Annotated in this window: 15 protein-coding genes; 11 read left to right on the plus strand and 4 right to left on the minus strand. The window is 72.9% G+C overall.

Annotation, left to right across the window (positions count from 1 at the left end):
* Window positions 1-27: 27 nt before the first annotated feature.
* Complete coding sequence (locus BIV03_RS07035) at window positions 28-414, minus strand: VOC family protein (RefSeq protein WP_071295177.1); 387 nt, start codon at window positions 412-414, stop codon at window positions 28-30.
* On the minus strand, window positions 411-926 hold the full coding sequence (locus BIV03_RS07040) for a DUF1697 domain-containing protein (RefSeq protein WP_071295178.1): 516 nt from the start codon (window positions 924-926) through the stop codon (window positions 411-413). The genes BIV03_RS07035 and BIV03_RS07040 overlap by 4 nt, the downstream gene beginning before the upstream one ends.
* Window positions 927-1,001: 75 nt before the next feature.
* Here BIV03_RS07040 and BIV03_RS07045 point away from each other — a divergent pair, with 75 nt between their 5' ends.
* On the plus strand, window positions 1,002-1,469 hold the full coding sequence (locus tag BIV03_RS07045; protein WP_070417626.1) for a hypothetical protein: 468 nt from the start codon (window positions 1,002-1,004) through the stop codon (window positions 1,467-1,469).
* A gap of 153 nt (window positions 1,470-1,622) precedes the next feature.
* Here the strand turns inward: BIV03_RS07045 and BIV03_RS07050 are convergent, their stop codons facing one another.
* Window positions 1,623-3,095 carry an NCS2 family permease gene (locus BIV03_RS07050; RefSeq protein ID WP_071295179.1) on the minus strand — a complete coding sequence of 491 codons (1,473 nt, stop codon included), beginning with the start codon at window positions 3,093-3,095 and terminating at the stop codon, window positions 1,623-1,625.
* A gap of 145 nt (window positions 3,096-3,240) precedes the next feature.
* On the opposite strand from BIV03_RS07050, the gene folE reads away from it, so the two are divergent.
* The 5 genes from folE (at window position 3,241) to BIV03_RS07075 (ending at window position 7,000) form a co-directional block, all read left to right on the plus strand.
* Window positions 3,241-3,852 carry a GTP cyclohydrolase I gene (gene folE / locus BIV03_RS07055; protein ID WP_254790787.1) on the plus strand — a complete coding sequence of 204 codons (612 nt, stop codon included), beginning with the start codon at window positions 3,241-3,243 and terminating at the stop codon, window positions 3,850-3,852.
* A gap of 140 nt (window positions 3,853-3,992) precedes the next feature.
* The gene (gene folP, locus BIV03_RS07060) at window positions 3,993-4,850 is read left to right on the plus strand and encodes a dihydropteroate synthase (RefSeq protein WP_254790789.1); all 858 of its coding nucleotides are present in this window, start codon (window positions 3,993-3,995) and stop codon (window positions 4,848-4,850) included.
* Entirely contained in the window at window positions 4,847-5,614 is a 768-nt protein-coding gene (locus BIV03_RS07065) for a pyrimidine reductase family protein (RefSeq protein WP_071295180.1), read from the plus strand. The genes folP and BIV03_RS07065 overlap by 4 nt, the downstream gene beginning before the upstream one ends.
* Window positions 5,615-5,703: 89 nt before the next feature.
* On the plus strand, window positions 5,704-6,357 hold the full coding sequence (locus BIV03_RS07070; RefSeq protein WP_071295181.1) for an HAD-IA family hydrolase: 654 nt from the start codon (window positions 5,704-5,706) through the stop codon (window positions 6,355-6,357).
* A 100-nt stretch (window positions 6,358-6,457) separates the two neighbouring features.
* A complete protein-coding gene (locus tag BIV03_RS07075) occupies window positions 6,458-7,000 on the plus strand; it encodes a type 1 glutamine amidotransferase domain-containing protein (protein ID WP_070417631.1) in 543 nt (180 codons plus the stop codon).
* Between the two features lie 162 nt (window positions 7,001-7,162).
* Here BIV03_RS07075 and BIV03_RS07080 read toward each other — a convergent pair whose 3' ends face one another.
* Window positions 7,163-7,732 carry a molybdenum cofactor biosysynthesis protein gene (locus BIV03_RS07080; protein WP_254790790.1) on the minus strand — a complete coding sequence of 190 codons (570 nt, stop codon included), beginning with the start codon at window positions 7,730-7,732 and terminating at the stop codon, window positions 7,163-7,165.
* 110 nt (window positions 7,733-7,842) lie between these two features.
* Between BIV03_RS07080 and BIV03_RS07085 the strand changes: the two genes are divergently transcribed.
* From BIV03_RS07085 to BIV03_RS07105, 5 genes are all read left to right on the plus strand, one after another.
* On the plus strand, window positions 7,843-9,402 hold the full coding sequence (locus tag BIV03_RS07085) for an AlkA N-terminal domain-containing protein (protein WP_071295227.1): 1,560 nt from the start codon (window positions 7,843-7,845) through the stop codon (window positions 9,400-9,402).
* Window positions 9,399-9,911 (plus strand): methylated-DNA--[protein]-cysteine S-methyltransferase, encoded by a 513-nt coding sequence (locus tag BIV03_RS07090; protein WP_070417632.1) that lies wholly within the window; start codon window positions 9,399-9,401, stop codon window positions 9,909-9,911. The genes BIV03_RS07085 and BIV03_RS07090 overlap by 4 nt, the downstream gene beginning before the upstream one ends.
* Before the next feature lie 159 nt (window positions 9,912-10,070).
* Complete coding sequence (locus BIV03_RS07095) at window positions 10,071-10,889, plus strand: alpha/beta fold hydrolase (RefSeq protein WP_071295182.1); 819 nt, start codon at window positions 10,071-10,073, stop codon at window positions 10,887-10,889.
* Between the two features lie 26 nt (window positions 10,890-10,915).
* Window positions 10,916-11,788, plus strand: coding sequence for a hypothetical protein (locus tag BIV03_RS07100; protein ID WP_229085571.1), 873 nt, complete (start codon window positions 10,916-10,918; stop codon window positions 11,786-11,788).
* 144 nt (window positions 11,789-11,932) lie between these two features.
* On the plus strand, window positions 11,933-13,408 hold the full coding sequence (locus tag BIV03_RS07105; RefSeq protein ID WP_070417635.1) for an amino acid permease: 1,476 nt from the start codon (window positions 11,933-11,935) through the stop codon (window positions 13,406-13,408).
* Window positions 13,409-13,476: the final 68 nt, after the last annotated feature.

Here is a 13,476-nt window from a genome sequence, read left to right on the forward strand (position 1 = left end):
TGGTTGCCCGCGTCCGGTCGTCGCCGCTCAGTCGGCGACGAGTTCGACCTTGAACCGTTCGGCGTCCTCGAGGAACGCCGCCTGGTGGTCCGGCCCGCCGGCGTGCGGATGGCGGTCCTCGTAGAGGCGTCGCCATCCGTGCGCGGGCGCGGCCGCCCAGATCCGGGCCACGTCGTCGGTGCCACCGGCGTGGAACGCGAGGTGGCTCAGGCCCGGGCGTCGTCGATCGTGCTCGCCCGGCAACGGGGCGGTCTCGAGCACGACGTACAGGTCGCCGAGCCGCCAGCTCCGCCCGTCGGGCCACCGCTGGAAGGGCTCGTGGCCGAGCTCGGTCAGGAGCCAGTCCCACGCGGGACCGGACGCGTCGAGGTCGGCGGTGCGCAGTTCGACGTGGTGCAGACCACCCCGGCTCACAGGAGCTTCCGGAGGGTGTTCGCGTTGCGGGTCGTCGTCGTCCGCTTGAAGCGTGCGGCACCGGCCCGCTTGGCGAACACCGTGTCCGTGCTCGACCCCTTCGAGCACGACCAGTAGACGACTCCCGCACCTCGGGCAACGCGCTCGACGGACTCGTCGACCTCGAGGTCGGCCAGCAGGTCGTCGAGGGCGTCCTCGTCGGAGCCGAACACGACGTAGTCGTGGCGGTCCTCGGCGGCGGGGAACGGGAAGCCGTCCACGACGGCGGCGAGGTCATCGTGGGGGACGAGCACGATCCAGGCGTCGTAGCCGAAGCGGTCCCGGAGCGACTGCTCGATGTCGGTCTTCAGGGCGGCGGCCGTTCCGTCCGAGCCGAACACCACGTTCCCGGAGGCGAGGACGGTCCGGACGTCCTGGTACCCGCGTTCCCGGAACAGCGCCGCGAGTTCGGCGCTCCTGATCGTGATCCCGTTGACGTTCACCCCGCGCAGCAGCGCGACCCACCTGGTCATGCCCGAACCGTACCGCCCCCGGCCGACCCCCGGCACCTCGGAGCGGTGGGAGCAGCGGTCCGGTAGACGGGACCCATGACGAACGACGCACCGCACGACGACGCACAGGGCCCCGACGAGCAGCACCGCGTGCCCGAGGGGGTCTCGGACGCCACGGTCGAGGCGCTCGGCACCCTGTCGGCAGCGGTCGAGGTGATCGAGCACGCCCGCGGACTGCTCTACGGGTTCCACCGGCTGACCGGGATGGCGGACCTGAACCTCGGCGAGGCCGTCGAGCAGCTCCGGGACGCGGGCCACACCGAGCTGGCGGACCGCATCGACTCGGAGCTCGTCGGACGCAACGTCATCGCCGGCCGGTGGACGTTCCAGGTCGTCGAGGACTACGACGACGGGTACTACGCCCTCGCGAAGGAGCTCGAACGGACCGCGCGGGACGAGCTCGTGCAGGGACGGAAGCACCTGTTCGAGGCGGGCATGAAGGAGGACCGGCGCTCCCGGGGCCGACGCCACCACGAGGCGACGCCGGCCGACCTGGCGGACTGAGGCCGCGCCTCCCGGGCCCGGTGCCCGCGCACAACGCAAGTCGCCCCGAACCACGACTGTCCGTGGTTCGGGGCGACTTTCGTTGTGCGAAACGCGAGCGCCGCGAGCGAACGCAAGCGCGCCGCGCCGCAGCGCGCGCGCCCGCGCCGCGCCTCAGCCGACGCCCAGCAGCACCTCGAGCGGCCCGCGCGCGAAGTACAGCAGGAAGCCCGCCGCCACGACGTACAGCAGCCACGACACCTGACGGCCACGACCGGACAGCAGCTTGATGAGCACCCAGCTGATGAAGCCCGCACCGATGCCGTTCGCGATCGAGTAGGTCAGCGGCATGATCACGATCGTCAGGAACGCCGGCAACGCCGCCCCGAAGTCGGTCCAGTCGATGTCCTTCACCTGCGCCACCATGAGCGCACCGACGACCACGAGCCCGGCGGCTGCGACCTCGAGCGGGACGACCTGCGTCAGCGGCGTGAGGAACATCGACGCCAGGAACAGCAGGCCCGTGACGACGGAGGCCATGCCGGTCCGGGCGCCCTCGCCGATGCCTGCGGCGGAGTCGATGAACACGGTGTTCGACGACACCGAGGCGCCACCACCGGCGATGGCACCGGCACCCTCGACGACGAGCGCCGACTTCAGGCGCGGGAAGGTGCCGTCGGGGTTCGCGACACCGGCGGCCTTCGCGAGGCCGGTCATCGTGCCCATGGCGTCGAAGAAGTTCGTGAAGACGAGGGTGAAGACGAGCATCGACGCGGCGATGGGGCCGATGCGGGTGAAGGCGCCGAACACGTCCGCGTGGCCGACGAGCGACAGGTCGGGCACCGCGAACAGCGCGGAGGGCAGCCCCGGCGCGTTGAGGTTCCAGCCGGTGGGCGAGTCGACCGAGGTCGGTACCTTGAAGATCGCCTGCAGGATGATCGCGATGACCGTGGTCGCCACGATGCCGATGAGCAGGGCACCCCGGACCTTGCGGGCCATCAGCGTGCCGATGATGACGAGGCCGATCAGGAAGACGATGGTCGGCAGTGCTGCGATGGAGCCGTCCTCGCCGAGCTGCAGCGGCGGCGAGGCGTTCTTCGTGGTGCGGACGAACCCGGAGTCGACCAGGCCGATGAACGCGATGAACAGGCCGATGCCGACGGTGATGGCCGCCTTGAGCTGCGCCGGCACGGCCGTGAAGATCATCGTCCGGATGCCCGTCAACGCCAGGATCACGATCACGACGCCGTTGATGACGACGAGGCCCATCGCCTCGGCCCAGGTGACCTGGTGCACGACGCTGACGGCGAGGAACGAGTTGATCCCGAGCCCCGCGGCGATGCCGAACGGCAGGTTCGCGATGAGGCCCATCGCGATCGTCATGAGCCCGGCGACGAGTCCGGTGGCCGCGGCGACCTGGGCGTTCTGCAGCCAGCCGCCGAGGACGTCCTGCGGCGCCTGGTCCTGGCTGAACCCGCCGAGGATGAGCGGGTTGAGGATGACGATGTAGGCCATCGTCACGAAGGAGACGAGGCCGCCCCGGATCTCGCGGGGGATCGTCGATCCGCGGTGCGTGATGGAGAAGAAGCGGTCGAGGCCGGTCGCGAAGCGGTTCCGGGGCGTGGTGTCGGTCTGCGGGGCGCTCACCGAACAAGCTTAAAGGGCGCTGGGTTTCCGGCACGTCACAGCTTCCTTCCAGGGGATTTCCTGGAGGCGCGGCTCGCCTCGACGGGGTACGTCACGCCCGCTGCCCGGTCGCGTTCTGCGGCCAGGGCTGGTGTTGGATGGACGGGTGAACCAACGTCTGGACCGTGCGCGCATCGAGTCCGCCGTGCGGGAGCTCCTGCTCGCGATCGGCGAGGATCCCGACCGCGCGGAACTCGCCCGCACGCCCGCCCGTGTGGCCGAGTCGTACGCCGAGTTCTTCTCCGGCATCGGGACGGACGCGGTGGCGATCGCCCGCGACGGCACGGTCCACGCCGAACCGGGCGACCGCGGGCAGCTCGTCATCGTGCGCGACGTGAAGTTCCGGTCCGTCTGCGAGCACCACCTGCTCCCGTTCCTCGGTGTGGCGCACCTCGCGTACGCGCCGGGGGACCGGCTCATCGGCCTCGGCACGCTGTCGCGCGTGCTCGACGCGGTGGCCTCCCGTCCGCAGCTGCAGGAGCGGCTCGGCGAGCAGGTCGCGGCGACCATCGCCGAGGGGCTCGGGGCCGCCGGCGTCCTCGTGGTCCTCGACGCGCAGCACCAGTGCGTGACGACCCGTGGGGAGCGGCAGACCGGGTCGACGACCGTGACCGTGGCGGCGTCCGGCACCCTGGCCGAGGCCGCCGGACGGGCCGAGGCGATCGCCCTGATCGGTGCAGGCGCGGACGTCGGAGCCGGCCGCGGGGCGGACGCGTGACGACCGAGCGAGGCGGGTCGCCTCCCTCGCAGGCTCGGTCGGCGCGCCCCGCGCAACGCTTCGCGTCGCCGCTGAGCGGGGCGCGCCAGGGCCCTGCTGCCACCGCACCCGGGTGGGTCGTCCCCGACTTGCGCGAGCCCGTGCGCACCATCGGCCGCCGGACCGTCGACTTCGACCACCGCATCGCCGTCATGGCGATCGTGAACCGCACGCCCGACTCGTTCCACGACCGCGGCGCGACCTTCGCACTCGACCGTGCCGTCGAGGCCGCCGTGCACGCGGCCGAGCAGGGCGCGGACTGGGTCGACATCGGCGGCGTGAAGTTCGCGCCGGGGCCGGAGCTGCCCGCCGCCGACGAGATCGACCGCGTCGTGCCCGTCGTCCGGCAGCTCGCGCAGGAGTCCGACGTGACGATCAGCGTCGACACCTTCCGGCCCGAGGTCGCCGCAGCGGCGATCGAGGCCGGTGCGAGCGTCGTCAACGACACGACCGGGCTGTCCGACCCCCGGATGGCGGCCGTCGTGGCGGACTCCGACGCGACGATCGTGATCACGCACTCGCTGGCGGAGCCCCGTCGTCCGCTGCCGGCCCCGCCGCAGTACGGCGACGTGACGACCGAGGTCGTCGGGTTCCTGCGCGAGCGGGTCGACCGGGCCCTCGCGGCCGGCATCCCGGAGTCGCGGATCATCGTCGACCCGGGGCACGACCTCAACAAGAACACGGTGCACACGCTCGAGCTCACCCGACGCCTGCCCGAGGTGGTCGCGCTCGGCTACCCGGTGCTCGCGGCGGTCTCGAACAAGGACTTCGTGGGGGAGTCCCTCGGGCGTCCCCGCGGTGAGCGACTGGCCGGGTCGTTGGCGGTCGCGACCGTGAGCGCGATGCTCGGCGCGCGGATCGTCCGGATGCACGACGTCGCCGAGAGCGTGGACGCGATGCGCATGGTCGAGGCGACGCTCGGCTGGCGGGCACCGGTGGAAGCGCGGCACAACACGTGAGCGTCCTCCCGCCGTCGATCGCCGACCTGTCCGACGACGAGCTGCTCGCGCTGTACACGGCGGGGGCGGTCGCACCCTGGTTGCGGGTGAACTTCGTGACGACGCTCGACGGCTCGGCGACGGGCGCGGGCGACGGGGTCTCGGGTTCGCTCGGCGGGCCGGACGACCTGCGCGTGTTCGACCTGCTGCGCCGGGTGGCCGACGCGGTGCTGGTCGCCGCCGGGACCGTCCGTGACGAGGGCTACGGGCCGATGGTGCTGCACGACGCCGACGTGGCCTGGCGGCGGGCACACGGGCTGCCCGACCACCCGGTGTTCGCGATCGTCTCGGGCTCGCTGTCCCTCGACCCGGCGTCCCGGGTGTTCACCGAGGCGCCGGTGCGTCCGATCGTCCTCACCTCGACGACCGCAGCGTCGTCGCCCCGGGCCGCGGCGCTCGCGGCGGTCGCGGACGTCGTGCCGTGCAGCTCCGACGACGACCCGGACACGGTCGACCCCGTCGCCCTGCGGGACGCCCTGGTGTCGCGCGGCCTCGGCACGGTGCACTGCGAGGGCGGACCGACGTTCTTCGGGGCGCTCGTGGCGGCGGACCTCGTGGACGAACTCACGCTGACGGTCGACCCGTCGCTCGAGGGTGGCGCCGGCCCGCGCATCACCCGCGGCGGTTCGCCCGACCTCCGGCGCTTCCGGCCGGCCCACGTGCTCCTCGGGCGTGACGGTGTGCTGCTCACCCGGTACGTGCGGGCGCTCGACCCCGGCGAGTGACCGGCACCACGCGCCGGACCCCGGCGAGTGACCGGCACCGCGCGCCGGACCCCGGCGAGTGACCGGGGCGGCACGCTAGGGTCGGGCGCGTGATCGACATCGTGGCGTCCGGGGTCCTCTTCGACATGGACGGGACGCTCGTCGACTCGACCGCGGTGGTCGAGGCGACCTGGACCCGGTTCGGCGTCGAGCACGGCATCGACCCCGCGGAGATCCTCGCCTTCTCGCACGGCCGCCAGGCGATCAGCACGATCCAGCGCTTCCTGCCCGACCTCGACCACGACGAGCAGCTGCGGATCGCTGCCGGGCTCGTCGCCGAGGAGCGCGAGAGCACCGAGGGCATCTCGGAGGTCCCGGGCGCCGGGGCGTTCGTGTCCCGCCTGGTCGACGCCGGGGTGCCGGTCGCGATCGTCACGAGTGCGCCCCGCGACCTCGCGGTGGAGCGGATGCAGGCCGCCGGGGTGCACGTGCCCGAGGCGCTCGTCGCCTCCGAGGACGTCGAGCACGGCAAGCCGCACCCGGACGGGTACCTGCGCGGTGCGGCGCTGCTCGGTGTCGACGCCGCCGACTGTGTCGCGTTCGAGGACGCACCCGCCGGGCTCGAGGCCGCGATCGGCTCCGGGGCGACCACGGTCGTCGTGGGGACGCTCGAGGCCGACGTCACCGCGGGGCTGTACCGGGTGGGCGGCTACGACGGCATCTCCGTGGAGCGCGAGGGAACGGCCTTCCGCATCCGCGGCTGACCCGACCGCGGCCCACGGCTGTCCACCTGCGGACGCTTCCAGCGCTCCCCGACGACGCTGATCGTGCGGCCGGAACGACCGGGCCGCGGAAGGAACGACCATGGCAGCACTCGACGGCAAGAAGATCCTCGTCATCGCGACGAACTACGGCGTGGAGCAGGACGAGATCGTCGTCCCGATCGACCAGCTCCGCGAGCGCGGCGCGACGGTGACGGTGGCGGCGCAGGAGACCGGGGCGATCGCGACCCTCGTCGGCGACAAGGACCCGGGCCAGCACGTCGACCCGGACACCACCATCGCCGGTGTCAACGCCGGCTCGTTCGACGCGCTCGTCGTCCCCGGGGGCACGATCAACGCCGACACCCTCCGCACCGACCAGCAGGCGGTCTCCCTCGTGCAGGCATTCGCGGAGGCCGGCAAGCCCGTCGCCGCGATCTGCCACGGGCCGTGGACCCTCATCGAGGCCGGCGTGGTGTCGGGGAAGACGATCACGTCGTTCCCGTCGCTGCAGACCGACGTGCGGAACGCCGGGGCCGAGTGGGTCGACCAGGAGGTCCAGGTCGACGGCGGGCTCATCACCTCGCGGAACCCGGACGACCTGCCGGCGTTCGTCGACGCGATCGAGTCCGCACTAACCGCCTGACCGGCCCTGCGCCCACTCGCGATCGAGTCCGCACTGACCGCGTAGGAGGCTGGGCCGAGTCTCGGCTCGGCGGACTCGGCGTGGGCTGCGGCAGCGCGAAAGAGTCCGCGGGCCCGAGTCTCGGCGCGCTGGCGCGGCGAGCGCGCCGGGCGCGCCGGCGCGTCAGGGGAGCGCGACGGGGCGGGCCGTGCGGAGCACCGCGGGACCGAGGGCGAGGACGCCGTCGGACTCCGGGTCGCACCGCACCCCGCCCCGCCCGCGCATCGCCCGGAACGCCCCCGGGGCCACCTCGTGGTCCATCCAGGCGCACGGGTTCGCCGGCCGGTACCCGCGGAAGCGGACCACCCCCTGCCCGGAGTCGAGCGTGAACGGCTGGCCCCGGAGCGCCTCGACGTCCGCCCCGCGGAGGAACACGTTCCGCCGGGTCGCGACCGGGTCGACGGCCGCACCGAGTTCGGCGGCGACGGCGTCGAGCCCCTCGAGACCGATCACGGTCACCGAGGCGTGCACATGCGCCCGCGACGCGAAGTACCGGTCGCCGACGATCCCGAGTCCCGCGCGCAGCTCGACGCGATCGCGCAGGTCGTCCGGCTCGCCGTCCACGGCGGGCAGCGCCCCGTCCGCCGGTCGCCCCTCGTACCGGTGCCGCCGGGACACCAGCAGCAGCGCGATCTCGACGTCGGTCCGGAAGGGCAGGTCGCCGGAGCCGGCCACGTCGTCCACGTCGGTCACCCACCCCACGCTAGCCGCGCCTCCAGGCCGCCGTTCCCGCACTGACGGACGTCCGCTGCCCTGTCTGATTTCCGCCAGTCGATGTCGGTGAGCCGTGTCAGGCTGTGGGCATGTCCACCGCACCAGACGCACTGCACGCCGAGCGCTACCGGGTCGTCGCCTCCCGCGATGCCCGGTTCGACGGGCAGTTCGTCACCGCCGTGCACTCCACCGGCATCTACTGCCGCCCCTCGTGCCCGGCCCGGACGCCCCGGGAGTCCGGCGTCACCTTCTACCGCACCAGTGCCGCCGCGCACCTCGCCGGCTTCCGCGCCTGCAAGCGCTGCCTGCCCGAGGCGACACCGGGCAGCCCCGAGTGGGACCTCCGCGAGGACGTCGCCGGACGCGCCATGCGCCTCGTCCTCGACGGCGTCGTCGAACGCGACGGCGTGCCCGGTCTCGCCGCCCGCGTCGGGTACTCCGAGCGGCAGCTCAACCGCATCATGACCGCCGAGCTCGGTGCCGGGCCCAAGGCGCTCAGCCGGGCGCACCGCGCACAGACCGCGCGGACGCTGCTCACCTCGTCCGACCTGCCCGTCGCGGACGTCGCGTTCGCCGCCGGGTTCGCGAGCGTCCGCCAGTTCAACGAGACCGTGCGCGAGGTCTTCGCGGTCACGCCGACCGAGCTCCGCGCACGCCGTACGCTCCGACCGGTCGCGGACGGGGCGCTGCACGTGCACCTGCCGGCGCGCGCGCCGTTCGACGCGCAGGGGCTCCTCGACTGGCACGCGCTGCACGCCCTGGCGGGCACGGAGCAGGTGGAGGTCGACGACACCGGGCGGGTCACGTCGTACGGACGGGTGCTCGACCTGCCAGGAGGCGCGGCCTGGTTCAGCGCCTCGGCTTCCGTCCCCGGGGTGGCCGGGCGGGGGACCGGGATCGACCTGCGCGTGCGGGTCACGGACCTCTCCGACCTCCCGACGCTCGTGGCGCGGGTGCGCTCGTACTTCGACCTCGACGCCGATCCGGAAGCCGTCGACGCCGTGCTCGGCGCGGTGCCCGAGCTGGCCGACGCCGTCGCCCGGGTCCCCGGCATCCGGCTGCCCGGCGCCGTGGACCCGCACGAGATCGTCTTCCGGACCCTCATCGGCCAGCAGGTGTCCGTCGCGGCGGCCCGGACGGCGCAGACACGGCTGGTCGCGGCGCTCGGTGCGCCCGTGCCGTCCGCGATCGCGCCGGACGGCCTGCTGTTCCCGTCCGCCGCCGTCATCGCGGCCCGCGGGCACGAGGTGCTCCGTGGCCCGGCTGCCCGCGTCGACACGATCCTCCGGGTGGCCGCCGCGCTCGCCGACGGGTCGCTCGTGGTCGACGGCGGGCAGTCGCTCGACGAGCTGCGCGCCGGACTCCTCGCGGTGAAGGGCATCGGGCCCTGGACGGCCGACTACGTGGCGCTCCGGGTCCGCCACCACCCGGACGTCTTCCTCCACAGCGACCTCGCCGTGCGCAACGGTGCACAGGAACTCGGGCTGCCCGGTTCGGCGCGCGAGCTCTCCCTATGGTCGGAGCAGGTGGCGCCGTGGCGGAGCTACCTCACGATGCACTGCTGGCGACCGATCATCGACCGCGCGACGGCGACGACCGGTGCGACCCACACGACCGCGGCTCCGGCCGCCCGGAAGGACGAACGATGACCGATGCGACGATCCAGACGCTGGACACCCCCGACGGCCCCTTCACCGTGCTCGAGGACACCGAGGGCCGTGTCCTCGCCTCGGGCTGGACGGACGACGCGGAGCGCATCCTCGCGCGCCTCGCCGACCGGCACCGGCCGGAACGCGTGGTCGACGGGCGTGTGGCCTCGGCGGACGCCGTCGACGCGTTCTATGCGGGCGAGGTCGAGCACGCGATGCAGGTGCCGGTGCGTCAGTTCGGCACCGAGCTCTTCGCCGAGGGCTGGCGGCAGCTCCGACTGATCCCCGCCGGCGGGACGTTGACCTACACCGGGTTCGCCGCCGCGATGGGGCGACCCGACGCCGTCCGGGCCGCGGCGAGCGTGTGTGCGCGGAACGCCCCGGCGCTGTTCGTGCCGTGCCACCGCGTGCTGCGGACCGACGGCACGCTCGGCGGCTTCGCGTGGGGGCTCGACGTGAAGCGGTCCCTGCTCGAACGGGAGTCGGTGGGCACGACGGCCCTGGTCTGAGTCGAGAGCGGCCGGACCGGCGTTCTCCCCCTGGTTGCGGGTGTCGACGCGGGGGCACGGGGCTGTCATGCTCGACACAACCGACCCGCCAAGGACCAGACCCGAAGGACCCCACGCGCGCCAGCGGCGCACCGCGGTCGACCCACCTTCGAGGACCCCATGGACCAGCACGTCGACCGCACGGTCGTCTCCGCGGACGGCACGGTGCTCGCCGTGTCCGACGCCGGGACCGGCCCCGCGCTCGTCGTCGTCGGCGGAGCGTTCGACCACCACGGCACCCCGTTCGTCACCGGCCTGACCGCGGCCCTGCACGACCGCTACCGGGTCATCACCTACGACCGACGCGGCCGCGGCGCGAGCGGCGACACCGACCCGTGGGCGATCGAGCGCGAGGTCGAGGACCTCGCGGCCGTCGTCGCCGACGTCGAGGGTCCCGTCACGGCGGTCGGCCTCTGCGTGGGCGCGGGCGTGGTGCTGCACGGCCTCGCGGGCGGGGTCCGACTCGACGCCGCCGTGCTCTGGGAACCGCCCTACCGCGCCACCGTCGACCCGCACGCCGACGACGTCGTCTTCGCGGACGTCCTCGACGAGCACGTCGCGGTCGGACGTCGTGCCCAGGCCGTCCGGGCGTTCCTCGCGCACGTCCTCGGCGTCCCCATGGGCCAGATCACCGCACTCCGGCTGAAGGGTGCGCTGTGGCGGTCCCTCGTGGTCGACGCGCACGTGCTGAGCCGTGACGTCCGGGTCCTCAACGGTCTCGCGATCCCCGAGCGGGTGGCTGCAGCCGTGGGCGTGCCCGTCCTCGTCGCGGCCGGTGGCGACGGCCTCGAGTGGATGCGGCAGGCGGCCCGGGCGGTCGTCGAGGCCGTCCCGGGTTCGGAGTACGCCGAGGTGCCGGGGCAGGGACACGTGCCCGCACCCGAGGCCCTCGGCCAGCTGCTCGACCGCTTCACCGCGCGGACGGCCGCACGGCGCTGACCACCGGGGCTGCAAGGATGGTCGTCGTGAACGCACCTCGCCTCGGACTCCTGCTCGACGTCGACGGGCCCATCGCCAGCCCCGTCTCGCGCACCATCGCGATCCCGAGCATCATCGAGGACCTCGTCGCGCTCGCGGCCGAGGGCATCCCCGTCGTGTTCAACACGGGGCGGAGCGACGCCTTCATCCGGCAGGAGGTCGTCGGACCGCTGCTCGCCGGCGGTCTCGCCGCGGGCGGCCGCGTGCACGCCGTGTGCGAGAAGGGCGCCGTCTGGTGCTCGATCGGCCCGCAGTACGAGGGCGGCATGGGCGAGCTGACCGTCGCCGAGGACCTGGCGCTGCCGCGGGACTACGCCGACGAGATGCGCGAGCTCGTCCGCGACGAGTACGCCGACCTGGTCTTCTTCGACGAGACGAAGCGCGCGATGGTCTCGATCGAGCAGCGCGTCGAGGTGCCGAACGCCACGTACCTCGCCCGCCAGCCGGAGTTCGACGCGAAGGCCATGGCCGCACTCCAGCGCCGCGGGCTCGGGGTCCGCCGGCTCGACGACGTCCGCCCCGACGCGGACGGTGCCGTGCAGTGGCGGATCGACCCGACGATCATCTCGACCGACGTCGAGTCCGACCGCAGCGGCAAGGACATGGGCGCCGAACGGTCGCTCGAGCTCCTCGCGCAGGACGGCGAGCTGCCCCTGGCGTGGCGGACGATGGGCGACTCCCGGAGCGACTACGCGATGGCGGACTGGCTGCACGCGAACGGCCACGAGGTGGCGCACGTCGACGTCCGCCCGTCCGACGGGGTCCCGGCGACGCCCTACCCGGTGCTCACGGCACCCGACGGCGTGATCCACGACGACGCCGGAGCGCGGTTCCTGTCGGACTGGCGCCGGTCCGTCTGAGCCGAGCCGCGCCTCCCGGGCCCCGGACCACGCGCAGTCGCAGGCCGCGCTGCCGGGCCACGCCCGTCCGCGGTGTTTGCGTGTCGGGGTGGTACACCAGTAATGTCGCGGGGTCCGCCGCCAGCCGATGACGGGATCCACCCCATGGCACAGAAGCTCCGCATCAAGTCGATCGAGGCCTCACTGGCCGACTCCGAGGAGCAGGGCCGGTCCCTGAAACGCTCCCTGAAGACGTTCGACATCGCCGCGATGGGGATCGCGGTCGCCGTCGGCGCCGGCATCTTCTCGGTCGGTGCGAACGCCGCCGCGAACTTCGCCGGGCCCGGCGTCATCATCTCGTTCCTGCTCGCCGCCGTCACCTGCGGCCTCGCGATCATGTGCTACGCCGAGTTCGCCTCGACGATCCCCGTCGCCGGCTCCGCGTACACGTTCACCTACGCCACGATGGGCGAGCTGCTCGCCTGGATCGTCGGGTGGGACCTCATCCTCGAGACCCTCACCGCCAGCGCCGTCATCGCGAAGTACTGGGGCATCTACCTCAGCACCGCGTTCGAGGTGTTCGGCGTCGACCTGCCGAGCACGATCCAGCTCGGGCCGATCCCGTTCACCTGGGGCCCGGTCCTGATCGTCGGCATCTTCACGGTGCTGCTCGCGTTCGGCACCCGCCTGTCGTCGCGGGTCTCGGCCGTCATCACGGTCATCAAGGTCGCCATCGTCGTGTTCGTCATCGTCGCCGGTGCGTTCTTCGTCAAGGCCGCGAACTTCACCCCCTTCATCCCGCCGGCGTCGCCCGCCCGCGGTTCGGAGGGGAGTGTCTGGACCCAGTCGCTCGTGTCCTGGTTCACCGGCTCGGAGCCCGCCCAGTACGGCGTCTTCGGCCTGCTCGCCGCGGCCTCCCTCGTGTTCTTCGCGTTCATCGGCTTCGACGTCGTCGCGACCAGCGCCGAGGAGACCGAGAACCCACAGAAGACCCTGCCGCGCGGCATCTTCATCGGCCTCGGCATCGTGACGCTGCTCTACGTCGGCGTCAGCGTCGTCATCACGGGCATGGTGTCGTACCAGCGCCTGGCCGAGGAGAAGACGCCGTCGCTGGCATCCGCCTTCGACATCGTCGGACTGCCGTGGGCCGCTGGCATCATCGCGATCGGCTCCCTGATCGGTCTGACCACGGTCGTCATGGTGCTGCTGCTCGGCCTGTCCCGCATCGTCTTCGCGATGAGCCGTGACGGCCTGCTGCCGCGCTGGTTCTCGAAGACGAACGAGAAGACGCAGACGCCGGTGCGCGTGCAGGTCGTCGCGGGTGTCGTCGTCGCGCTGCTCGCCGGCTTCACCGCGGTCGACAAGCTCGAGGGCATGATCAACATCGGCACCCTGTCCGCGTTCGTGCTCGTGTCGATCGGCATCATCGTGCTCCGTCGTTCGCGTCCCGACGCGCCGCGTGCCTTCCGGGTGCCGTGGTCGCCGGTGCTGCCGATCGTCTCGGCGGTGCTGTGCTTCTGGTTGATGTTGAACCTCGAGGTCGAGACGTGGCTCCGGTTCGTCATCTGGCTCGTGGTCGGGTTCGCGATCTACTTCGGGTACAGCCGCCGCAACAGCCGGGTGGGCAAGGGGCTGCAGTAGGGCGGGCGGGCGCTGGCGGGCTCTGGCTCTGGCGCTGGCGGGCGGGTCGAACCACGTTTCCGACACCG

The sequence above is a fragment of the Curtobacterium sp. MCBA15_016 genome (assembly GCF_001865105.1).
Lineage (GTDB): Bacteria > Actinomycetota > Actinomycetes > Actinomycetales > Microbacteriaceae > Curtobacterium.